Raw genomic sequence first — 22213 nt, forward strand, 5'->3', positions numbered from 1 at the left:
GGGGTACAGGCATCGACCCGGCCATCACCGGCGAGCCTCCGGAAGAACGGCCGCCCCGGCGGCCCAGTAGAACCGGACGGGTACCGGCCCGTGACAGCCGGCCAACGAGCGGCCGCCGAACGCAAGATCCGGCGGCAAGCGGGGTGGTACCGCGGACCCTAGGGTTCGTCCCCGCGTGGATTCGACACATCGACCACGCGAGAGAGAGCGACCACCGATGGCCTACCCGATGCACCGCACGGGCACCGGCGTCCCCGCGAGCCCGAACCTCCCCGAAGTCGAGCGCGAGGTCCTGGACTACTGGTCCGGCGACGCGACCTTCGAGGCCTCGGTGGAGCAGCGCGACGCCGGCGCCGACGGCTCGAACGAGTTCGTGTTCTACGACGGTCCCCCGTTCGCCAACGGCCTGCCCCACTACGGGCACCTGCTGACGGGCTACGCGAAGGACGTCGTCCCGCGGTACAAGACGATGAAGGGCTTCCGGGTCGAGCGCCGTTTCGGCTGGGACTGCCACGGCATGCCGGCCGAGGTCGAGGCCGAGAAGCAGCTGGGCATCACCACCAAGGCCGAGATCCTCCAGCTCGGCGTGGACAAGTTCAACGCGGCCACCAGGGAGTCGGTGCTGCGCTACACCAGCGAGTGGGAGCGGTACGTCACCCGCCAGGCCCGCTGGGTCGACTTCACCAACGACTACAAGACGCTGGACCTGCCCTATATGGAGAGCGTCATGTGGGCCTTCAAGACCCTGCACGACAAGGGTCTGGTGTACGAGGGGTTCCGCGTCCTCGCCTACTGCTGGCGCTGCGAGACGCCGCTGTCCAACACCGAGCTGCGGATGGACGAGGACGTCTACCGCGACCGGCAGGACCCGGCGCTGACCGTCGCGTTCCGGCTGGAGACCGGCGAGAAGATCCTGGTCTGGACCACCACGCCGTGGACCCTGCCGTCCAACCTGGCCATCGCGGTCGGGCCGGACATCGAGTACGCGCTGTTCGAGGAGGGCGGCGAGCGGTTCATCCTGGCCGAGTCCCGCGTCGGCGCCTACGAGAAGGAGCTGGCCGGGGCCGCCCGGGTCGGCTCGCTGCGCGGGTCCGAGCTGGTCGGCCGGCGGTACACCCCCCTCTTCGACTTTCTGGCCGACACCCCGAACGCCTTCCAGGTGATCGGGGCCGACTTCGTCACCACCGAGGACGGCACCGGCGTGGTGCACATGGCGCCCGCCTTCGGCGAGGACGACCAGAACGCGTGCGCCTCGGTGGACATCCCGACCGTGGTCACCGTCGACGAGCACACCCGGTTCACCTCGCTGGTCCCGGACTACCAGGGGCTGCAGGTCTTCGAGGCCAACAAGCCGGTGATCCGCGACCTCAAGGCGGCCGGCGTCGTCGTGCGGCACGACAGCTACACCCACTCGTACCCGCACTGCTGGCGCTGCGACACGCCCCTGGTCTACAAGGCCGTCTCCTCGTGGTTCGTGCAGGTGACCGCCTTCCGCGACCGGATGGTGGAGCTCAACCAGCAGATCACCTGGACGCCCGAGCACATCAAGGAGGGCTCGTTCGGCAAGTGGCTCGCCAACGCGCGCGACTGGTCGATCAGCCGCAACCGGTTCTGGGGCTCGCCGATCCCGGTGTGGAAGTCCGACGATCCGCAGTACCCGCGCCTGGACGTGTACGGCTCGCTCGACGAGCTCGAGCGCGACTTCGGCGTGCGCCCCACCGACCTGCACCGGCCCGAGATCGACAACCTGACCCGGCCCAACCCGGACGACCCGACCGGGCAGTCGGTCATGCGCCGGGTGCCGGAGGTGCTGGACTGCTGGTTCGAGTCCGGCTCGATGCCGTTCGCGCAGGTGCACTACCCGTTCGAGAACGCCGGCTGGTTCGAGCACCACTACCCGGGCGACTTCATCGTGGAGTACATCGGCCAGAGCCGCGGCTGGTTCTACACCATGCACGTGCTGGCCACGGCGCTGTTCGACCGGCCCGCGTTCAACAACTGCGTGTCCCACGGCATCCTGCTCGGCGAGGACGGCCGCAAGATGTCCAAGAGCCTGCGCAACTACCCGGACGTCTACCGGGTCTTCGACGAGTACGGCTCGGACGCCATGCGCTGGTTCCTGGTCTCCTCGCCGGTGCTGCGCGGCGGGGACATGCCGGTCACCGAGGTCGGCATCCGCGACTCGGTCCGGCACGTGCTGCTGCCGCTGTGGAACGTGTACTACTTCTTCTCCCTCTACGCCAACGCCGAGGGGTACACCGCCCGCCGCCGCACCGACAGCGCCGACCTGCTGGACCGCTACGTGCTGGCCAAGACCGGCGAGCTGGTGGCCACGGTCGGGCGGCAGCTGGACGCGTACGACATCTCGGGCGCGTGCGGCACCGTGCGGGCCTACCTCGACGCGCTGACCAACTGGTACGTGCGCCGGTCCCGGGACCGCTTCTGGTCGGGCGACCACGACGCGTTCGACACGCTGTTCACCGTGCTCACGACGCTCGCACAGGTGGTCGCCCCGCTCGCGCCGCTGACCGCGGAGGAGATCTTCCGCGGGCTGACCGGGGATCGTTCGGTACACCTGACGGACTGGCCCGACGCGGCGGACTTCCCGGCCGACCACAAGCTCGTGGCCGACATGGACGCCGTGCGCGAGGTCTGCTCGGCCGCCCTGTCGCTGCGGAAGGCCCGGGGACTGCGCGTGCGGCTCCCGCTGTCGCTGCTCACGGTGGCCACGCCGGACGCGGAGGCGCTGCGCCCGTTCGCCGCGCTGGTGGCCGACGAGGTCAACGTCAAGCGGGTCGACTTCACCGGCGATGTGGCCGCGCACTGCACGCCGGTGCTGACCCTGGTGCCGCGGGTGCTCGGCCCGCGCCTCGGCGGTCAGGTCCAGCAGGTGATCAAGGCGGTCAAGGCCGGCGACTGGAGCCAGGCCGGGGGCGTGGTGACGGCCGGCGGGGTGCGGCTGCAGGAGGGCGAGTTCGACCTCAAGCTCGTGGCCGCGGACCCGTCCCGGTCGGCGCCGCTGCCCGGCGGCGAGGGCGTGGTCGTGCTCGACAGCACGGTGACGCCGGAGCTGGCGGCCGAGGGCGTGGCCCGGGATCTGGTGCGGGTCTTCCAGCAGGCCCGCCGCGACGCCGACCTGGACGTGTCGGACCGGATCGTGGTCGTCGTCGACGGCCCGGACGCGGTCGCGGACGCGCTGGCGGTGCACGGCGAGTTCGTGGCCGGCGAGACCCTGGCCAACTCGGTCGAGCTGGGCACCCTGGTCGACGGGTTCGCGGGTGAGGTCGGCGACGGCCTCGGGGTCAAGGTGACCGTCACGCCCGTCGGTCGTGCTCGCCCGGAGGCATGACCACGACCATCGTGAGGACCGCCTCCACCGTGCCGCTGTTGCGGTACCGGTGGGGGCGGTCGGCCGGGAAGTCGATGGTCTCCTTCGTGGCGACCGGGTAGTCCGTCTCGTCGACCTTGACCGTGATCGAGCCCGCGTCGACGTGGATGATCTCGCGGGTGCGGGGCGCGTGGTCGCCGGAGTCGTGCTCCTCCCCCGGCGCCATCCGCCACTCCCACACCTCGACGAACGCGGGGTCGTTGACGCCGCGCAGCAGCCGCCCGGTCCCGCCGTCCGGCCCGCGCCACAGCACCGGCGGCTCGTCGGCCCCGACCAGCTTCACTACCACCTCGGGCTCGGCCTCCAGCAGCAGCCCGACGTTCACCCCGAACGACTCGGCGATCCGGCAGAGCGTGCCGATGCTCGGGTTGGTGCGGGCGCCCTCGATCTGCACGAGCATGCCCTTGCTCACACCCGAGCGGCTGGCCAGCTCGTCCAGCGACCAGCGCCGGCCCTGGCGAAGGCCCTTCACCTGCCGCGCGATGGCCACCTGGGCGTCCCGCTCCCGGTCGGTCAAAATATTTTCCTTCACGGTCATTATTGTGATACGACTGAGGTATGTTCGCCATCGCCGATGAGGTGCTCGACCTGTGCCGCTCCGTGGGCCACGAGGCTACCGTGCTCGCGGTCCTCGCCGACGGGCTGCGCAACGGCCCCGGCGATCCCGCGCTGCTGCACGCGGCGATCGCGGCGGCGGGCGATCTCGGCGCGCCGCATCCACACCTCGAGGCCTGGCGCGACGTGTACCGCGCGTTCGGCGCCAAGCCCCAGCGCACGCCCTGCTCGGCCGAGGCCCTGCGCAAGCGCGCGGCCAAGGGCGACGTGCCCTCGGTGAACCGGATCGTCGACGCGTACAACGCCGTGAGCATCCGCTTCGCCGTGCCCATCGGGGGCGAGGACCGGGCCGCCCTGGCCGGGACCGAGCGCCTGGTCCGGGCGGTCGGCGACGAGCCGTTCGACACGGTGAAGGACGGCGTCGGGGTGACCGAGTCGCCCGAGCCCGGCGAGATCGTCTGGCGCGACGACGTGGCCGTGACCTGCCGCCGCTGGAACTGGCGGCAGGGCCGGCGCACCGCGCTCACCGACGCCACCACCTCGGCCGTGTTCCTGCTGGAGGGGCTCGACGTCGACCTCTACCCGGCCGCCGAGGCCCTTGTCGCCCTGCTCGACGCCGACACCGCCACCATCGAGCGGCTCGCATGATCGGCATCCTGCTGGCCGCGCTGTCCGGCCTGGTCTGGGGCGTCGGCGACTTCTCCGGCGGCAAGGCCAGCCAGCGCGCCGACTCGCTGCTCGTGGTGGTGCTGTCCAAGGTGGTGAGCCTGCCCCTGCTCGCGGTCTACCTGCTGCTCATCCCGGGCGCGCTCAGCGCACACGCGATGACCTGGGGCGCCGCCGCCGGCGTGCTCGGCGTGCTCGGCATGTTCGTCTTCTACCGCGCCCTGGCGGCCGGCGCGATGGCGATCGTCGCCCCGATCAGCGCCGTGACGACCGCGCTGATCCCGGTCGCGTTCGGCCTGGCCACCGGCGAGCGCCCGGGCACCCTGGCGCTGACCGGCGCGGCGTGCGCGATCGCGGCGATCGGCCTGGTCAGCGCGGCCGGCGGCGCGGGCGGCCGGGTGACCGGCCGGCTCGTCGGCCTGGCCCTGCTCTCCGGGGCCGCGTTCGGCCTGTTCTTCACCTGCCTCGCCCACGCCGGCGACGGGGGCGGCCTTTGGCCCATCGCCGGCGCCCAGGTGGCCGCGGTCGCCTTCGGCGCGCCGTTCGCCTGGGCCCGGTTCCGGCGCGGGGCCGCCCTCCCGGCCGGATCGTCCCGCCGCTGGATGATCACCGCGGGCCTGCTGGACATGAGCGCGAACGCGCTGTACCTGCTCGCGGTGGCCCGCGGCGACCTGAGCATCATCGCCCCGATCGCGTCGCTGTACCCCGTCTCGACGGTCCTGCTGGCGATGCTCGTCGACCGCGAGCGCCTCCGCCCGGTCCAGCTGGCCGGGCTGGGCCTGGCCGCCACGGCCCTCGTCCTCGTGGCCTCCTGACGCCTGGCACGTGGCATTGCCCACCTTGTGGGCTGCCCCGCAGACCCGGCCCGACGGTGCCGTTAGAGTGTGCGGCAGCGTTGCGTTGAGCCTGGTGGAGGGCATTTGTCCGCGCTCTATGCGGTCGGCAAGATGACGATCGCCCCGACCGTCCGGCTCCTCTGGCGTCCGAAGATCATCGGCGTGGACAACGTGCCGAAGACCGGCCCGGTCATCCTCGCCAGCAACCACCAGTCGGTGCTCGACTCGGTGATGATGGGCGCCATCGCCCCGCGCAACGTCTACTTCCTCGCCAAGGACCAGTACTTCCGCGGCCCCGGCCTCAAGGGCGCGGCGCTGCGCAACATCATGTACGGCCTGAACCAGATCCCGGTCGACCGCTCCGGCGGCCGCGCCAGCCTCCTGGCCCTGGACGCCGCCCTGCCGGTGCTGCGGGCCGGCCACGTGCTCGGCATCTTCCCGGAGGGCACGCGCTCGACGGACGGCCGGCTGTACCGCGGCCGCCCCGGCGTGGCCAAGCTCGCCCTGGACGCCCCGGCCCCGATCATCCCGGTCGGGCTGATGGGCTTCGACCAGGTCCTGCCGGTCGGCGCCTCGCTGCCCAAGCTCGGCCCCAAGGTCGAGGTCCGCATCGGCGAGCCCCTGGACCTGAGCCAGTGGCAGGGCGGCGGCGAGGTCGACAGCCGCGCCCTGCGCGAGGTGACCCTGAAGCTGATGAACGCGATCCAGCAGCTCACCGGTCAGGAGTACGTGGGCCGCTACGCCCCGAAACGCCCCGACCAGATCACCGAGCCCACGTCGGGCGAGTAACCCCGCCGGGAGGCCGGGGGTTTTAGAGGGCGAACTCGGGGAACCACAGCGCGATCTCGCGCTTCGCGCTGTCCGGGGAGTCCGAGGCGTGCACCAGGTTTTCCCGATTGGACAGGGACAGGTCGCCGCGGATGCTGCCCGGGGCGGCCTTGCGGCCGTCGGTCGCGCCGATCAGGTTGCGGACCACGGTGATGGCCTCGTCGCCGGCGACGATCAGCGCCACCAGGTTGCCGCCGGTCATGAAGTCGCGCAGCGGCGGGTAGAACGGACGGTCCACGTGCTCGGCGTAGTGCTGGTCGGCCAGGGCCACGTCCATCGTGCGCAGCGCCATCGCGTCGATGGTCAGACCCTTGCGCTCCAGGCGCCCGAGAACCTCGCCCACCAGGCCGCGGCGGACGGCGTCGGGCTTGATGAGTACGAGCGTGCGCTCAGACACGAGAATCCTCCATCTTTCACCGGTACTGCCCGAAGCCTACCGAGCGTCACCGCCACGGGGCGCTCAGGGTGCCGGAGACTTCCGTTTCGGTAATGATCAGGCATAGCCTGGTGTCAGTCGTCTGGGGAGGTCGACTTGCCGTCCAGCAACCGCGCGCCATCGAACGACAGCCGGACCCTGCTCATCCTGGGGCTGCTGGCGATCGGTGGGTTCCTGGCCTTCTGTGGCGTGGGTGCGGCGAATCCGCTCGTGGTCGCCCTCGGCGTGCTCCTGGCCGCCGTCGGGCCGGTCATGATCATGGTAGCCAACAACCGGAACAAGATCCGCCTGTACGTCCACGGGACCGCCCTCGTCGAGGAGATCACGGCCCGCCCGACCGCCGAGGGTCGCACGGCCCGCGGACGGTTGAAGCTGACCATCACCGCGACGGGCATCCACGGCGTCTCGGTGACCGGCACCGACCCGGCGATCCCGGTCGACAAGTGGCCCGAGCGCGGCGCGACCCTGCCGGTCCAGGTCCTCAAGGGCAACCCGCGCAAGTTCACCGTCCAGTGGGACCGGGTCGACACCCACCAGCAGGTCGTCCTGGCCGGGCAGCGCCGCGGCGAGCCGGACGACGACTTCAGCGACCTCAACGCGGCCATGAACGCCGACGGCGCGTACGACCCGGACGACGACTACCGCCGCCCGGCCCCCTTCGCGACCGTCCCGCCGGACAACACCCCGACCCTGACCGACCTCCCCCCGGTCCAGGCGGAGATCGACGAGCCGGTCGGCGCGCGGGTGGCGACGGTCGCCCCGCCGGCCGAGCAGATCCCCGACGCCGCCCGCCGGCCGGGCGGCCTGCGCGGGTTCATGGGCTTCCCGCCGCGCCAGGCGGCCAAGCCCCGGCACGCCGCCGCACCCAACGGCCCGACGCACCGCCCGACCGAGCCGCTGGGCGCCGCCGCGACGGCCACCGCGTTCACCGAGACCGCCGCCCAGCCCGCCCCACCGCCCGCCACCTCGGAGATGGCCCCGGAGATCGCTGAAGAGCCGCCCGCCGCCACGGAGATCGCCGAGGAGCCGGACGCGATCGAGGTCGAGGAGGCGGTGGAGGAAGCCGGTGCGGAGCCGCCGACGGCGTCCCGGCCGACCGTCATCGGCGAGGAGGACGAGCCGATCATCATGCGGCTGCGTTCGACCCCGCGCCAGCACCGCCGGCCGAGCCCGCACCCGCGCACGGCGGCACGGACCCGCCCCAACCGCACCCGTCCGACGCCGCCGGAGCCCCCGGCGCTCCCCTCGACCGAGGCTGCCGCCGCAACGCAGCCCCCCGCCCCGATCGAGCCGACCACCGCGCAGCTCGCCGAGACCGAGACTGAGACCGCGGCCGAGACCGCGGCCGAGCCGATCGCCGTCGTCGAGGAGACCACCAAGGACCAGCACGCTCTGGTACGGCCCGAGTCGTTCTCCCCGGACGACGCCGAGGCGACGGACGAGCCGATCGTCACCAGCCGGGCCGAGGTGCTGGCCAACATGGAGGCGCCGGAGACGTACACGATCCCGGAGGCCGGCTCCCGCACCCCCGCCCTGGCCCTGGACCCCGAGGCCGGCGGCGAGATCGAGTGGTGGGAAGGGGCCGACGAGCCGCGCCCGCCCGCCGCGTACTACCCGGATCGCGAGTCCGAGACCCCGCCGACCCGCGGCATCTACGTGCCGGCCCCGGTGATCGACGGCGAGCTCGCACCCGTGGACGACGACGCCACGATCGAGGGCGAGCTCGCGGAAGACACCGCCGGGACAACCGCCGAGGAGACCGCCGCCGAGGCACCCGCCGCCGAAGACACCGAAGCCGGGGACACCGAAGCCGAGTCCGGGCCGGCCAACGGCAACGGGGCCACGGCAACCGTCGACGAGGCGCACCCCTCGGAGAACGGCCGGACGCCGTTCGGCCGGTCGGCGTGGTCGGCCAACGGGCGCGGCCCGGTGCCCGTCGGCGCCGGCCTCTACAGCGCCCCGCCCGTGTTCCGCCCGCCGGCCGAGACCGAATCCGACGGCGTGGACGAGGACGAGGAGCCGGTGGCCCCGGACCCGTACGCGACCGAGCACTACCTGCCGCCCGACGAGGACGACGACGGTGAGGACGCCGACGCGCTCGAGGAGCAGCCGCTCAGCGAGGGCGCCGTGGCCGAGTTCCTGGCCGCCGGGCCGCGCCGGCAGCCCACCACGCCGCTCGACGGCGTGCACGGGGTCAGCATCACGCTCATCGTGTCGGACCTGCAGCGCTCCCGCCGCTTCTACCGCGAGACCCTCGGCCTGACCGAGCTCGACAGCGGCGAGACCAGCGCCGTGCTGGAGACCGGGACGGCGCGGGTCGTGCTGCGCCAGGTGGCCGACATGCCGCCGGTCGACCGGCGCGTGGTGCACCTGAACCTCGACGTGCCCGACGTGTACGAGGCGTACGAGCGCCTCCGCGAACAGGGCGTCGACTTCGTCCACCGGCCCCGGGTCGTCCCGCAGGGCGAGCAGCTGGAACTGTGCTCGGCCACCTTCCGCGACCCCGACGGCCACGCCATCGCCCTCACCAGATGGGAACTACGGCGCTAGATACAGCCGCGCCAGCGCGGCGGCCGTCGCGCGCATGACGTCCCGCAACTCGGGGGGCTCCAGCACCTCGAGGTCGGCGCCGAAGCGGCCGAAGTCGCCCCGGGCGTGCTCGATGGACTCGATCGGGACGGTCACCCGGACCCAGCCGTCCCCGTCGGGCGTCGCCGTCTCGCGCAGCGCCCGGCCGGCGACCGGCCCGAGCAGGAACCACAGGCGCACGGCGCGCGGCGAAAGCCGTACCACCGCGGATCCTCCTGCATAGAGCGTGGACTCCAGCCGCTCCGAGAACTCCAGCCAGTATCGCCGCAGATCGAAGTCGGCTGGGCGCTCGAACCGCTCGTCCAGCGCCGTGAGCGCGTCGATGCGGGAGATCCGGTAGGCGTTCGTGCGGGTGTTGCCGGCCGCGACCACGTACCAGGCGGTGCCTTTGAGCACGAGACCGTACGGGGCGATCGTGCGCTGGACCGATTCGCCGTCCCACTTGCGGTACAAAATCTGGATCTTGCTTTGTTCGAACACCGCGACGGCGAGGCTGTCGAGGTGGGGCGGGGCCTCCGGATCGCGGAACCACCCGGGCGCATCGACGTGCACGCGTTCCTGAATGCGCCCGGCCCTCGTGCGCTGCTCGGCGGGGAGGGCGGCGAGCAGCTTGAGCCGCGCCGCGTCCAGCGTGGGGCCGAGCCCGAAGTCGCCCGCGGTCGCTGCGCTCCCGGCCAGGAACAGCGCGGCGGCCTCGTCGGTCGTGAGGCCCGTCAAGCTGGTCTTGTACCCGTCGAGCAGCGCGAACCCGCCCGCCGGCCCGCGATCGGCGTAGACCGGCACGCCCGACGCGGACAGGGCCTCGATGTCGCGGTACACGGTGCGCACCGACACCTCGAGCTCGTCGGCGATCTGCTGCGCGGTCAGCCGGCCCCGGGTCTGCAACAGCAGCAGCGTCGAGAGCAGCCGACCGGCGCGCATCAGTCGGGCTTGTTCGCGTAGACGGACCGGCGCACGTAGAGCGCGTACAGCCAGGCCGGCCCGAACACGATCCCGAGCGCGAGCAGCGACCAGTGCAGGAACCCGCCGGCCAGCAGCGCGACCTGCACGACCAGCCCGGCGGTCCACGCCCAGGCGTGCTTGAGCAGCCCGCACAGCAGGAAGCACACGACCGCCAGCCCGGCACAGACCCAGATCGCGGCCGTGTTGTCGCCGTGGCCGAGCTTGGCCAGGGGCAGCAGGGCCAGCAGCAGTACCACGCCCTCGACGACCAGCCCGGCTGCCCCGACGCCGCGCACGGCACCGCCCGGGTTCTTCAGACCCGCGGGGGCGCTCATCGCTTCAGCAACCCGCGCGCGTCGGCGACGGTCACGACCGAGCCGGTGATGAGAATCCCGATGGTGCCGGGGACGGCGTTGTCGCTCTCGGCGAGCGTCACGGCGGCGTCGATCGCGTCGGGGAAGTTGGGTACCACATGCACCCGATCGCCGCCGTAGAGCTCCTCGGCGATCTGGGCCAGCTGCACCAGCGGCATCGCGCGGGGCGAGCTGTTGCGGGTCACCACGATGCTCTCCGTGATCGGCTCCAGCAGCTCCAGCATGCCCTCGACGTCCTTGTCGGCCAGCGCGGCGACGACCGCGACGAGCCCGCTGAACGCGAACTCCTCGGTCAGCGCCCGGACCGTGGCCTGCATGCCGGCCGCGTTGTGGGCCGCGTCGAGCAGGATCGGCGGCGAGTTGCGCACCCGCTCCAGCCGGCCGGGCGAGGTGGCCCCGGCGAAGCCGTCGCGGACCGCCTCGGCGTTGAGCGCCCGCTCGCTGCCCGCGCCCAGGAACGCCTCGACCGCCGCGAGCGCGATGGCCGCGTTCTGCGCCTGATGCTCGCCGTGCAAGGGCAGGAAGATTCCCTCGTACACCCCGGAGAGCCCCTGCAGCGTCAGCACCTGCCCGCCGACGGCGAGGTCGCGGTTGACCACGCCGAACTCGCGCCCCTCGCGGGCCACGGTCGCCCCGACCTCGGCGCAGCGCTCCAGGATCGGGCGCATCGCCTCCTCCGGCTGCAGCGCGCAGATCAGCGTCGAGCCCTTGTGCACGATCCCGGCCTTGGCCCAGGCGATCTCCTCGATCGTGTCGCCCAGCCACTCGGTGTGGTCGAGCCCGATCGGCGTGATCACCGTGGTCTGCGCCTGCAGCACGTTGGTCGAGTCGTCCGCGCCGCCGAGGCCGACCTCGACCACGGCCACGTCGACGGGCGCGTCGGCGAACGCCGCGAACGCCATCGCGGTGGTCATGTCGAAGTACGTGAGGGGTGCGTCGTTGGTCGCGTCGAGGTACTCGGCCAGCGGCTGCACCTCCTCGTACACCTCGACGAACTTCTCCTCGCTGATCGGCTCACCCTCGATGCTGATCCGCTCGGTGATGCTCTGCAGGTGCGGGCTGGTGTACCGCCCGGTCCGCAGCCCGTGCGCCCGCAGCAGCGAGTCGATCATGCGCGCCGTCGAGGTCTTGCCGTTGGTACCGGTCAGATGGATCGCCGGATACGCCCGCTGGGGGCTGCCGAGCGAGTCGAGCAGCCCCTCGATGCGCGACAGGTCGAACACCATGCGGGTGAACCCGCGGGCGTTGAGCTCCTGGTCGACCTCGTGGAAGCTCGGGCTCACAGCGCGGCCAGTTGCTGATCGATGCGGGTCAGGTCGGCCTCGGCCTTGTCCAGCCGCTCCTTGATCTTGGCCACCACGGCCTCCGGCGCCTTGTCGGTGAAGGCCGGGTTGCCGAGCTTGGCCCGGCACTGCGCGGCCTCCTTCTCGGCCGCCGCCTTGTCCTTGGTCAGCCGGGCCCGCTCGGCGGCGACGTCGATCGCGCCGCGGGTGTCCAGCTCCACGGTCACCCCGACGCCGACGGCCAGCCGGGCCGAGGCGGCGAAGTCCTCGGTGGCGGTGTCGAGCCGGGCCAGCGAGCGGATCAGCCCCTCGTGCGGCGCGAGGCCGGCCGCCTCCAGCCCCTCGAGCCGGGCCACGACCCGCTGGGCCGGCTTCACGCCCTGGTCGGCCCGGAACCGGCGGACCTCGGTGACGACCTGCTGCAGGTTCTCCACCTCGCGCTCGGCGGTGTCGTCGACCAGCTCCTTGTCCGCCGTCGGCCACTCGGCGCGCATCACGGTCGGCCCGCCGGTGAGCGTCGTCCAGAGCTCCTCGGTCACGAACGGCATGATCGGGTGCAGCAGCCGCTGAAGGTTCTCCAGCACGTGCCCGAGCACCCGGCGGGTGCGGGCCTTGGCCGCCTCGTCGTCGCCGGCGAGCACCGGCTTGGTCAGCTCCAGATACCAGTCGCAGACGTCGTCCCAGGCGAAGTGGTACAGCGTGTCGCACACCTTGGCCAGCTCGAACGCCTCGAACTGCTGGTCCACCTCGCCGATCACGTGCTGCAGCCGGGACAGGATCCACCGGTCGACGGTGGTCAGCTCGTCGGTCGGCAGCTCGCCCTCGACCGTGGCCCCGTTGCTCAGCCCGTAGCGCGTGGCGTTCCACAGCTTGTTGGCGAAGTTGCGGGCGCCCTGCACCCACTCCTCGCTGACCGGCACGTCGGCGCCCGGGTTCGCCCCGCGCAGCAGCGTGAACCGGGTCGCGTCGGCCCCGAACCGCTCGATCCAGTCCAGCGGGTCGACGACGTTGCCGAAGGACTTCGACATCTTCTTGCCGTACTGGTCCCGCACCATGCCGTGCAGCATGACGACGTCGAAGGGCTGCTTGCCGTCCATCGCGTAGAGCCCGAACATCATCATCCGGGCAACCCAGAAGAACAGGATGTCGTACCCGGTGACGAGCACGCTGGTCGGATAGAACTTGGCCAGGTCCGGGGTCTCGTCGGGCCAGCCGAGGGTCGAGAACGGCCACAGCGCCGAGCTGAACCACGTGTCGAGCACGTCGGCGTCCTGGGTCCAGCCCGGGCCGGTCGGCGCCGTGTCGTCCGGGCCCACGCACACGACCTCGCCGTTCGGGCCGTACCAGACCGGAATCCGGTGCCCCCACCACAGCTGCCGCGAGATGCACCAGTCGTGCATGTTGTCGACCCAGCCGAAGTAGCGCTTGGTCAGCTCCGGCGGCTCGACCCGCACCCGCCCGTCGCGCACCGCGTCGCCGGCCGCCTTCGCGAGGGGCTCGGTCCGCACGAACCACTGCAGCGACAGCCGCGGCTCGACGGTGGTGCTGCAGCGCGAGCAGTGCCCGACGGCGTGCACGTAGGGCCGCTTCTCGGCGACGATCCGGCCCTCTTCGCGCAGCGCCGCGACGACCGCGGGGCGCGCCTCGAACCGGTCCAGGCCCAGGAACGGCCCGTGCACCGTGATCACGCCGTGCTCGTCCATGACGGTGAGGCTCGGCAGGTCGTGGCGCTGGCCGATCTCGAAGTCGTTCGGATCGTGGGCCGGGGTCACCTTGACCGCGCCGGTGCCGAACGCCGGGTCGACGTGCGCGTCGGCCACGATCGGGATCCGGCGCCCGGTCAGCGGCAGCTCGACCTCGGTGCCGATCAGATGCTGGTACCGCTCGTCGTCCGGGTGCACCGCCACCGCGGTGTCCCCGAGCATGGTCTCGGCGCGGGTCGTCGCCACCACGATCGCGTTGTCGCCGTCGCCGTAGCGGATCGAGACGAGCTCGCCGTCGTCGTCGGAGTGCTCGACCTCGATGTCGCTCAGGGCCGTCAGGCACCGCGGGCACCAGTTGATGATCCGCTCGGCCCGGTAGATCAGCCCGTCGTCGAACAGCCGCTTGAAGATCGTGATGACGGCCCGGGACAGCCCCTCGTCCATGGTGAAGCGCTCGCGGCTCCAGTCCACCGAGTCGCCGAGCCGGGTCATCTGCCCCAGGATCTTGCCGCCGGACTCGTGCTTCCACTGCCACACGCGCTCGACGAACGCCTCGCGGCCCAGGTCGTGGCGGGACTGACCGTCCCCGGCCAGCTGGCGCTCGACGACGTTCTGGGTGGCGATGCCGGCGTGGTCCATGCCGGGCAGCCACAGCGTCTCGTACCCCTGCATGCGCTTGCGCCGCGACAGCGCGTCCTGGACCGAGTGGTCGAGGGCGTGGCCGATGTGCAGGGAGCCGGTGACGTTCGGCGGGGGCAACACGATAGAGAACGGCGGCTTGTCGCTGGTCGCGTCCGCCGTGAACAGACCGTCGGCTACCCATTGCTCGTACCGCCGCTGCTCGACCTCGCCGGGAGCGTACTGAGCCGAGAGCGCCGGGGTTGCCTGCCCCGCGCGTGGAGTATCCGTCACACGCAAAGTCTAGAACTGTCGCGCGGGGGGTCTACGCTCGCCATTGCCCCTACACTCAGGAGACTGATCGACGGTGACCTACCCGCCGCAGAACCCGGATGACGAGCCGCGTTCCGAGCCGTTCCGGCCTATGTCGTACGACCTTGCTCCGGAGTACGGCACGACGCCCCCTGCGCAGCAGGCTGGTCCTCCTCCTGGCCCGCCGCCTGGTTATCCCGCGCAGCCTTCGTATCCGGCGCAGCCTTATGGCCAGCCTCCTGTTTCGGCGCAGCCGTACGGCCAGCCGCCCGTTTCGGCGCAGCCCTACGGCCAGCCGCCCGTTTCGGCGCAGCCTTATGGCCAGCCCGCCTATCAGGCTCCGCAGCCCGGATACCCGCAGGTCGCTCCCGGTTTTCCGCCGCCTCCCCAGAAGAAGGGCAAGGGGCTGAAGATCACGCTCAGCGTGATCGGCGGCGTGTTCCTGGTCTGCGCGGTGATCGCCTGCGTGGCGTTCTACCCGATCTACCGTGACGCCGGCGCGCACGTGTCCGCCCCGCCGACGCTGCCCGGTGGCCTGTCGAAGCAGGACAGCCCCGAGGCCGACGAGCTCAAGTCGAGCATGGAGAGCGACCTGCGGGGCACGATCGAGAGCATCGACGAGATCGCGACCGGCGTGTACTCCGACGAGCAGGACGACGACATCACCCACGTGGTCGTCCTCGTCGCCGCGACCGGCACGTTCTTCTCCCCGGGCTCCGAGGTCGACTCGGCCTTCAAGGGCTTCGGCAGCAGCAGCGGCGCGACGACGGTCAGCGCACCCTCCGAGTACCCGGCCGGCAAGCTCGGCGGGACGGCGAAGTGCGGCAGCAGCGCGTACAGCGCCGGCGGCACCAGCGTCAAGATGAGCATGTGCGCCTGGGCCGATCACGGGAGCGTGGGCCTGGTGCTGTTCATGGGCCAGGAGCTGAGCTACGCCGCGGGGCACTTCGTGGACATCCGCGAGGCCGTGCAGACCCGCGGCTGACGGTTCGTTCGTTTTGTGGGGGCGTTCCGGCGCCCCCACAGTCGTTTCTGCCGGGAGTTGCTACAGTTCGCCGATGGTCGACCCCGACGGCGGACCCGCCGGCCTGTACTACGAAGACGACGACGATGACGCCGCCGAGACTCCGGCGAGCCGCGTCCCGCTGAAGCGCGTGGCCATCATCTCCGGCTCGGTCGCGGCCGCGGCGCTGCTCGTTTCCGGCATCTTCTACGGCCCCACGGTCTTCCGGGTCCTGGGCCAGAGCGACACCGAAATCAAGTCACCGGAGAAGGTGGGTGCGTTCGCGCTCGACAAGAGCGACGGCGCCCAGCAGACGAGCGAGTACATCCGGGATGCGATCGCCTCGAAGGTCAACCTCGACGACAGCGTCGGCCTGATCTACCGGGACGGGAAGACCGACGCCATCCTGGTCGCCGGCACTGCGCGCATCTGGAAGCCGGAGGACACCCTGAAGACGGCGTTCGACATGGTGGCCGACGACGCCGGCGGCGTACGCGACACCAAGGACGTCGACGCGGGTTCCTTGGGCGGCACGATGCGCTGCGGCACCACGAAGGTCGACGACTCGGATCTGACGGTCTGCGGCTGGGCCGACAACGGCTCCCTGGGCGTGGCCCTGTTCTCCAACCGCGGTGTTCCCGAGTCCGCGAAGTCGATGCTCGAGCTGCGCACCGCAGTCGAGCACCGCAACTGACGCTGCTTTTCCGCCGGCCCGCGAACCCTCGCGGGCCTTTTCTTTGCCCGCATACAGAAACGCCTCAGGGGCCCACCTAAATCGGTGAGCCCCTGAGGGAAATTTAGTCCGGCGGCGTCCTACTCTCCCACACTCTCTCGGGTGCAGTACCATCGGCGCTGGAGGGCTTAGCTTCCGGGTTCGGAATGGGACCGGGCGTTTCCCCACCGCTATGGCCGCCGTAACACTATGAACCTATCAACCCCGCACACCCAAACCACCTCACTGGCGTTCAGGGTGCGATCCGGTGTTGGTTCAGAATCACACAGTGGATGCAAAGCGTCTCTACAGCTTGATGTGTAGGTCAAGTCCTCGGCCTATTAGTACCGGTCAGCTCAAACCTGTTACCAGGCTTCCACTTCCGGCCTATCAACCCAGTGGTCTCGCTGGGGGCCTTAACCCTCAAGGGGTGGGATACCTCATCTCGAAGCGAGCTTCCCGCTTAGATGCTTTCAGCGGTTATCCCTTCCGAACGTAGCCAACCAGCCGTGCTCTTGGCAGAACAACTGGCACACCAGAGGTTCGTCCGTCCCGGTCCTCTCGTACTAGGGACAGCCCTTCTCAAGTATCCTACGCGCGCGGCGGATAGGGACCGAACTGTCTCACGACGTTCTAAACCCAGCTCGCGTACCGCTTTAATGGGCGAACAGCCCAACCCTTGGGACCTACTCCAGCCCCAGGATGCGACGAGCCGACATCGAGGTGCCAAACCATCCCGTCGATATGGACTCTTGGGGAAGATCAGCCTGTTATCCCCGGGGTACCTTTTATCCGTTGAGCGACACCGCTTCCACCTGCCAGTGCCGGATCACTAGTCCCGACTTTCGTCCCTGCTCGACCTGTCAGTCTCACAGTCAAGCCCCCTTGTGCACTTGCACTCAACACCTGATTGCCAACCAGGCTGAGGGAACCTTTGGGCGCCTCCGTTACATTTTAGGAGGCAACCGCCCCAGTTAAACTACCCACCAGACACTGTCCCTGAACCGGCTCACGGTCCAAGGTTAGATACCCAAATCCAACAGAGTGGTATTTCAAGCTTGCCTCCACGACCACTGGCGTGACCGCTTCACAGGCTCCCACCTATCCTACACAATCGAATTCGAGTACCAATGTCAAGCTATAGTGAAGGTCCCGGGGTCTTTCCGTCCTGCCGCGCGTAACGAGCATCTTTACTCGTAGTGCAATTTCGCCGGGCCTGTGGTTGAGACAGTGGGGAAGTCGTTACGCCATTCGTGCAGGTCGGAACTTACCCGACAAGGAATTTCGCTACCTTAGGATGGTTATAGTTACCACCGCCGTTTACTGGCGCTTAAGTTCTCCGCTTCGCCCCGAAGGACTAACAGGTCCCCTTAACGTTCCAGCACCGGGCAGGCGTCAGTCCATATACGTCGTCTTACGACTTAGCATGGACCTGTGTTTTTAGTAAACAGTCGCTTCCCCCTGGTCTCTGCGGCCACCAACCGCTCCACCAGCACGTGGTCTCACCATCGGTGGCCCCCCTTCTCCCGAAGTTACGGGGGCAATTTGCCGAGTTCCTTAACCACAGTTCGCCCGATCGCCTCGGTATTCTCTACCTGACCACCTGTGTCGGTTTGGGGTACGGGCCGCTCGAAACTCGCTAGAGGCTTTTCTCGGCAGCATGGGATCACTGACTTCACCTGAAACGGCTCCGCTTCACGTCTCACCCTCAAGTGCTGCGGATTTGCCTACAGCACGGGCTACACGCTTGCCCCGGCACAACCACCGGCCGGGTCCAGCTACCCTCCTGCGTCACCCCATCGCTTGCCTACTACCACCCGAGTTCCCAAACGCCGGCCATCCCCCCGAAAGGTTCAGACCATTGTGAGGTTAGTACAAGCAGGTTCAGCATGGACGCTTCTACGCGGGTACGGGAATATCAACCCGTTGTCCATCGACTACGCCTCTCGGCCTCGCCTTAGGCCCCGACTCACCCAGGGCGGATTAGCCTGGCCCTGGAACCCTTGGTCATCCGGCGGCAGGGTTTCTCACCCTGCTTTCGCTACTCATGCCTGCATTCTCACTCGCGTCACCTCCACGGCTGGATCACTCCGCCGCTTCACCGGTGACACGACGCTCCCCTACCCATCCACACACCTGGACCACGAAGGCCTGGTACACGCGTGAATGCCACAGCTTCGGCGGTGTGCTTGAGCCCCGCTACATTGTCGGCGCGGAACCACTTGACCAGTGAGCTATTACGCACTCTTTCAAGGGTGGCTGCTTCTAAGCCAACCTCCTGGTTGTCTATGCGACCCCACATCCTTTACCACTTAGCACACGCTTAGGGGCCTTAGCTGGTGATCTGGGCTGTTTCCCTCTCGACTACGAAGCTTATCCCCCGCAGTCTCACTGCCACGCTCTCACTTACCGGCATTCGGAGTTTGGTTGACTTCAGTAAGCTTGTAGGCCCCCTAGGCCATCCAGTGCTCTACCTCCGGCAAGAAACACGTGACGCTGCACCTAAATGCATTTCGGGGAGAACCAGCTATCACGGAGTTTGATTGGCCTTTCACCCCTAACCACAGATCATCCCCCAACTTTTCAACGTTGGTGGGTTCGGCCCTCCACGCGGTCTTACCCGCGCTTCAGCCTGCCCATGGCTAGATCACTCCGCTTCGGGTCTAGGACACGCGACTGAACGCCCTATTCAGACTCGCTTTCGCTACGGCTCCCCCACACGGGTTAACCTCGCCACGTATCACTAACTCGCAGGCTCATTCTTCAAAAGGCACGCCGTCACCCCCGGCAAAAGCCAGGACGCTCCGACGGATTGTAGGCGCACGGTTTCAGGTACTATTTCACTCCCCTCCCGGGGTACTTTTCACCTTTCCCTCACGGTACTAGTCCGCTATCGGTCACCAGGGAGTATTTAGGCTTACCAGGTGGTCCTGGCAGATTCACGGCAGATTACAGGAGTCCGCCGCTACTCGGGAACACATCAACACAGACCATCAGCTTTCACCTACCGGACTCTCACCGTCTACGGTGCCGCTTTCCAGCGAACTTCGACTAACCAATGGTTTTCTGACTGTGCGTCCAGCCGGCAGACCAGACAAGACATGCCCCACAACCCCAAACATGCAACCCCTGCCGGGTATCACACATGCTCGGTTTAGCCTCATCCGCTTTCGCTCGCCACTACTCACGGAATCACTGTTGTTTTCTCTTCCTGCGGGTACTGAGATGTTTCACTTCCCCGCGTTCCCTCTACCTGCCCTATGTGTTCAGGCAGGAGTGACACCACATGACTGGTGCCGGGTTCCCCCATTCGGACACCCTGGGATCACAGCTCGGTTGACAGCTCCCCCAGGCCTATCGCGGCCTCCCACGTCCTTCATCGGCTCCTGGTGCCAAGGCATCCACCGTACGCCCTCAGCAACTTGACCACAAAGCAATAAAGATGCTCGCATCCACTGTGCAATTCTCAACCAACACCAAACCCACACCGTTTTGTCAGCCGCAACCCGTGCAGAAACCTCTGCCTGGTTTTGCGCGCCGGCGCAGATCCACGTCCGAAACCCTCAACACCATCGTGCTGATTGTTTCAGGACCCAACAGGGTGCCTATACGCCCTCCCGAACCGCATCACCGCCGTTCCACTCCCCAAACGGGGTTGTACTAGCCGGCGACCGTTGTCGCGGGAAAGCTTCGCCAGTGTCTCCGCCTATGAGCACCCCACCACCACATTCGGGTGGTGCGGGCTCCTTGCAGCCTTTCGGCTGAAGGTGCTCCTTAGAAAGGAGGTGATCCAGCCGCACCTTCCGGTACGGCTACCTTGTTACGACTTCGTCCCAATCGCCAGCCCCACCTTCGACGGCTCCCTCCACAAGGGTTGGGCCACCGGCTTCGGGTGTTGCCGACTTTCGTGACGTGACGGGCGGTGTGTACAAGGCCCGGGAACGTATTCACCGCAGCGTTGCTGATCTGCGATTACTAGCGACTCCGACTTCACGGGGTCGAGTTGCAGACCCCGATCCGAACTGAGACCGGCTTTTTGGGATTCGCTCCACCTTACGGTATCGCAGCCCTTTGTACCGGCCATTGTAGCATGCGTGAAGCCCTGGACATAAGGGGCATGATGACTTGACGTCATCCCCACCTTCCTCCGAGTTGACCCCGGCAGTCTTCGATGAGTCCCCGGCCGAACCGCTGGCAACATCGAACAAGGGTTGCGCTCGTTGCGGGACTTAACCCAACATCTCACGACACGAGCTGACGACAGCCATGCACCACCTGTGAACGCCCCCGAAGGACACCGTGTCTCCACGGCTTTAGCGCACATGTCAAACCCAGGTAAGGTTCTTCGCGTTGCATCGAATTAATCCGCATGCTCCGCCGCTTGTGCGGGCCCCCGTCAATTCCTTTGAGTTTTAGCCTTGCGGCCGTACTCCCCAGGCGGGGCGCTTAATGCGTTAGCTGCGGCACAGAGAACCGGAGAGGCCCCCCACACCTAGCGCCCAACGTTTACAGCGTGGACTACCAGGGTATCTAATCCTGTTCGCTCCCCACGCTTTCGCTCCTCAGCGTCAGTATCGGCCCAGAGACCCGCCTTCGCCACCGGTGTTCCTCCTGATATCTGCGCATTTCACCGCTACACCAGGAATTCCAGTCTCCCCTACCGAACTCAAGCCTGCCCGTATCAGCTGCAAGCCCACAGTTGAGCTGCGGGTTTTCACAGCTGACGCAACAAGCCGCCTACGAGCTCTTTACGCCCAATAAATCCGGACAACGCTCGCGCCCTACGTCTTACCGCGGCTGCTGGCACGTAGTTGGCCGGCGCTTCTTCTCCAGGTACCGTCACTTGCGCTTCGTCCCTGTCGAAAGAGGTTTACAACCCGAAGGCCTTCATCCCTCACGCGGCGTCGCTGCATCAGGCTTCCGCCCATTGTGCAATATTCCCCACTGCTGCCTCCCGTAGGAGTCTGGGCCGTGTCTCAGTCCCAGTGTGGCCGGTCGCCCTCTCAGGCCGGCTACCCGTCGTCGCCTTGGTAGGCCATCACCCCACCAACAAGCTGATAGGCCGCGAGCCCATCCCAGGCCGAAAAACTTTCCACAAACCACGATGCCGCAGTCCATGAATATTCGGTATTAGCCCCCGTTTCCGAGGGTTATCCCAAAGCCTAGGGCAGGTTACTCACGTGTTACTCACCCGTTCGCCGCTCGAGTACCCCGAAGGGCCTTTCCGCTCGACTTGCATGTGTTAAGCACGCCGCCAGCGTTCGTCCTGAGCCAGGATCAAACTCTCCAACAAAATCTGCGTTGGTGAATCAATCACCCGGCAACAAACATGTTGTCACCAAAGGAATCCCAGACACGCAACCAGCCCCCAGAAGGAGACCAGCCCGCGCCACGGGGTAAATTTCAATTGGCACTGGCTTAACAAGCACCCTGTTGAGTTCTCAAACAACCAACACACACCGCCGTGACTCGCGATCACTCGCTTGCCTCGTCCGGGGCAACTTCTCTACTTTACCAGGTCGCTCGCCGTTGTCAAGTTCGTTGTCCGAACTTAATTCGTTCAAGCGGTTTTCCCGAGCATAGCAAGGCCACCGTTTCCGGTGATCTTGTTTCGGGAGATCCAGTAACACCGACCGGCACTTGGGAGCTTGTCGCTCGCTTGGCCCGCCCGGCTCGTTACCGGCCTGTCTATCTTACCTGCCCGATCCGTTCTGTCAAGTCCGCGTTTTCCGCTTGTTGACCTTCTGGACCGTAACTCCCGCACAGTTCATCCGCGCCGTTTCCGGCGCCAGATCTGCTCGGGGGTTCGGTAGGCCGGCCAGCTCTTGCAAGCTCGCCCGGTTCCTACCGGCTGGAGTACCTTACCCGGTCGGCTTCGCGTTCGCAAATCGCTTCCCGCACCGCCCTGGTGGTACCAATCCGACGAACCGGGCGTTTCCGCCCATCCCCTCGGACTTGGAGAACCTTA

Annotated in this window: 13 protein-coding genes and 3 rRNA genes; 7 read left to right on the top strand and 9 right to left on the bottom strand. The window is 68.1% G+C overall.

Translation table 11 applies throughout. The annotated features are described in order from the left end of the window. Positions 1-217: 217 nt before the first annotated feature. Positions 218-3349, top strand: a complete 3132-nt coding sequence (gene ileS, locus ACQP00_RS47315) for an isoleucine--tRNA ligase (protein ID WP_433210279.1) — start codon at positions 218-220, stop codon at positions 3347-3349. Here the strand turns inward: ileS and ACQP00_RS47320 are convergent. Then, positions 3315-3920, bottom strand: coding sequence for a helix-turn-helix domain-containing protein (locus ACQP00_RS47320; protein WP_433210281.1), 606 nt, complete (start codon positions 3918-3920; stop codon positions 3315-3317). The two genes, ileS and ACQP00_RS47320, sit on opposite strands and share 35 nt — an antisense overlap. A gap of 26 nt (positions 3921-3946) precedes the next feature. Here ACQP00_RS47320 and ACQP00_RS47325 point away from each other — a divergent pair, with 26 nt between their 5' ends. The 3 genes from ACQP00_RS47325 (at position 3947) to ACQP00_RS47335 (ending at position 6234) form a co-directional block, all read left to right on the top strand. Further along, positions 3947-4591: a B3/B4 domain-containing protein gene (locus ACQP00_RS47325; protein ID WP_433210283.1), complete on the top strand. Its 645-nt coding sequence runs from the start codon at positions 3947-3949 to the stop codon at positions 4589-4591. Then, the gene (locus ACQP00_RS47330) at positions 4588-5424 is read left to right on the top strand and encodes an EamA family transporter (protein WP_433210285.1); all 837 of its coding nucleotides are present in this window, start codon (positions 4588-4590) and stop codon (positions 5422-5424) included. Before ACQP00_RS47325 ends, ACQP00_RS47330 begins: the two co-directional genes overlap by 4 nt. A gap of 105 nt (positions 5425-5529) precedes the next feature. Next, positions 5530-6234 (top strand): lysophospholipid acyltransferase family protein, encoded by a 705-nt coding sequence (locus tag ACQP00_RS47335; protein WP_433210287.1) that lies wholly within the window; start codon positions 5530-5532, stop codon positions 6232-6234. A gap of 22 nt (positions 6235-6256) precedes the next feature. Here ACQP00_RS47335 and ndk read toward each other — a convergent pair whose 3' ends face one another. Beyond that, positions 6257-6670, bottom strand: coding sequence for a nucleoside-diphosphate kinase (gene ndk / locus ACQP00_RS47340; RefSeq protein ID WP_433210289.1), 414 nt, complete (start codon positions 6668-6670; stop codon positions 6257-6259). Positions 6671-6805: 135 nt separating this feature from the next. Between ndk and ACQP00_RS47345 the strand changes: the two genes are divergently transcribed. Beyond that, positions 6806-9259 (top strand): VOC family protein, encoded by a 2454-nt coding sequence (locus ACQP00_RS47345; protein WP_433210291.1) that lies wholly within the window; start codon positions 6806-6808, stop codon positions 9257-9259. Here ACQP00_RS47345 and ACQP00_RS47350 read toward each other — a convergent pair. Genes ACQP00_RS47350 through ACQP00_RS47365 form a run of 4 tightly spaced genes read right to left on the bottom strand, consistent with a single transcriptional unit; the run spans position 9248 to position 14512 of the window. After that, entirely contained in the window at positions 9248-10219 is a 972-nt protein-coding gene (locus ACQP00_RS47350) for a helix-turn-helix transcriptional regulator (RefSeq protein ID WP_433210293.1), read from the bottom strand. The two genes, ACQP00_RS47345 and ACQP00_RS47350, sit on opposite strands and share 12 nt — an antisense overlap. Continuing rightward, the gene (locus ACQP00_RS47355) at positions 10219-10575 is read right to left on the bottom strand and encodes a DUF4233 domain-containing protein (RefSeq protein WP_433210295.1); all 357 of its coding nucleotides are present in this window, start codon (positions 10573-10575) and stop codon (positions 10219-10221) included. Before ACQP00_RS47355 ends, ACQP00_RS47350 begins: the two co-directional genes overlap by 1 nt. Beyond that, positions 10572-11840 carry a bifunctional folylpolyglutamate synthase/dihydrofolate synthase gene (locus ACQP00_RS47360; RefSeq protein ID WP_433224251.1) on the bottom strand — a complete coding sequence of 423 codons (1269 nt, stop codon included), beginning with the start codon at positions 11838-11840 and terminating at the stop codon, positions 10572-10574. The genes ACQP00_RS47355 and ACQP00_RS47360 overlap by 4 nt, the downstream gene beginning before the upstream one ends. A 53-nt stretch (positions 11841-11893) precedes the next feature. Beyond that, a complete protein-coding gene (locus ACQP00_RS47365; protein WP_433210297.1) occupies positions 11894-14512 on the bottom strand; it encodes a valine--tRNA ligase in 2619 nt (872 codons plus the stop codon). A gap of 442 nt (positions 14513-14954) precedes the next feature. On the opposite strand from ACQP00_RS47365, the gene ACQP00_RS47370 reads away from it, so the two are divergent. Together ACQP00_RS47370 and ACQP00_RS47375 are read left to right on the top strand one after the other, a co-directional pair. Continuing rightward, positions 14955-15515: a hypothetical protein gene (locus ACQP00_RS47370; RefSeq protein WP_433210299.1), complete on the top strand. Its 561-nt coding sequence runs from the start codon at positions 14955-14957 to the stop codon at positions 15513-15515. A gap of 73 nt (positions 15516-15588) precedes the next feature. Further along, positions 15589-16227 carry a hypothetical protein gene (locus ACQP00_RS47375; protein ID WP_433210301.1) on the top strand — a complete coding sequence of 213 codons (639 nt, stop codon included), beginning with the start codon at positions 15589-15591 and terminating at the stop codon, positions 16225-16227. A 106-nt stretch (positions 16228-16333) separates the two neighbouring features. Here the strand turns inward: ACQP00_RS47375 and rrf are convergent. From rrf to ACQP00_RS47390, 3 genes are all read right to left on the bottom strand, one after another. Next, a 5S ribosomal RNA gene (gene rrf / locus ACQP00_RS47380) occupies positions 16334-16450 on the bottom strand. 116 nt (positions 16451-16566) lie between these two features. Continuing rightward, positions 16567-19673, bottom strand: a 23S ribosomal RNA gene (locus tag ACQP00_RS47385). A 350-nt stretch (positions 19674-20023) separates the two neighbouring features. Beyond that, positions 20024-21538: ribosomal RNA gene (locus ACQP00_RS47390) — 16S ribosomal RNA — on the bottom strand. Together the 16S, 23S and 5S rRNA genes form the textbook arrangement of a ribosomal RNA operon. Positions 21539-22213: the final 675 nt, after the last annotated feature.

It is taken from the genome of Dactylosporangium sp. CS-047395 (assembly GCF_050942185.1).
Lineage (GTDB): Bacteria > Actinomycetota > Actinomycetes > Mycobacteriales > Micromonosporaceae > Dactylosporangium.

Bases quoted from the DNA above. Each gene is read 5' to 3' on its own strand.
- ACQP00_RS47360 (WP_433224251.1), bottom strand. From the start codon at position 11,840: ATGGTGTTCGACCTGTCGCGCATCGAGGGGCTGCTCGACTCGCTCGGC.
- ACQP00_RS47350 (WP_433210293.1), bottom strand. From the start codon at position 10,219: ATGCGCGCCGGTCGGCTGCTCTCGACGCTGCTGCTGTTGCAGACCCGG.
- ileS (WP_433210279.1), top strand. From the start codon at position 218: ATGGCCTACCCGATGCACCGCACGGGCACCGGCGTCCCCGCGAGCCCG.
- ACQP00_RS47330 (WP_433210285.1), top strand. From the start codon at position 4,588: ATGATCGGCATCCTGCTGGCCGCGCTGTCCGGCCTGGTCTGGGGCGTC.
- ACQP00_RS47325 (WP_433210283.1), top strand. From the start codon at position 3,947: ATGTTCGCCATCGCCGATGAGGTGCTCGACCTGTGCCGCTCCGTGGGC.
- ACQP00_RS47355 (WP_433210295.1), bottom strand. From the start codon at position 10,575: ATGAGCGCCCCCGCGGGTCTGAAGAACCCGGGCGGTGCCGTGCGCGGC.
- ACQP00_RS47375 (WP_433210301.1), top strand. From the start codon at position 15,589: ATGGTCGACCCCGACGGCGGACCCGCCGGCCTGTACTACGAAGACGAC.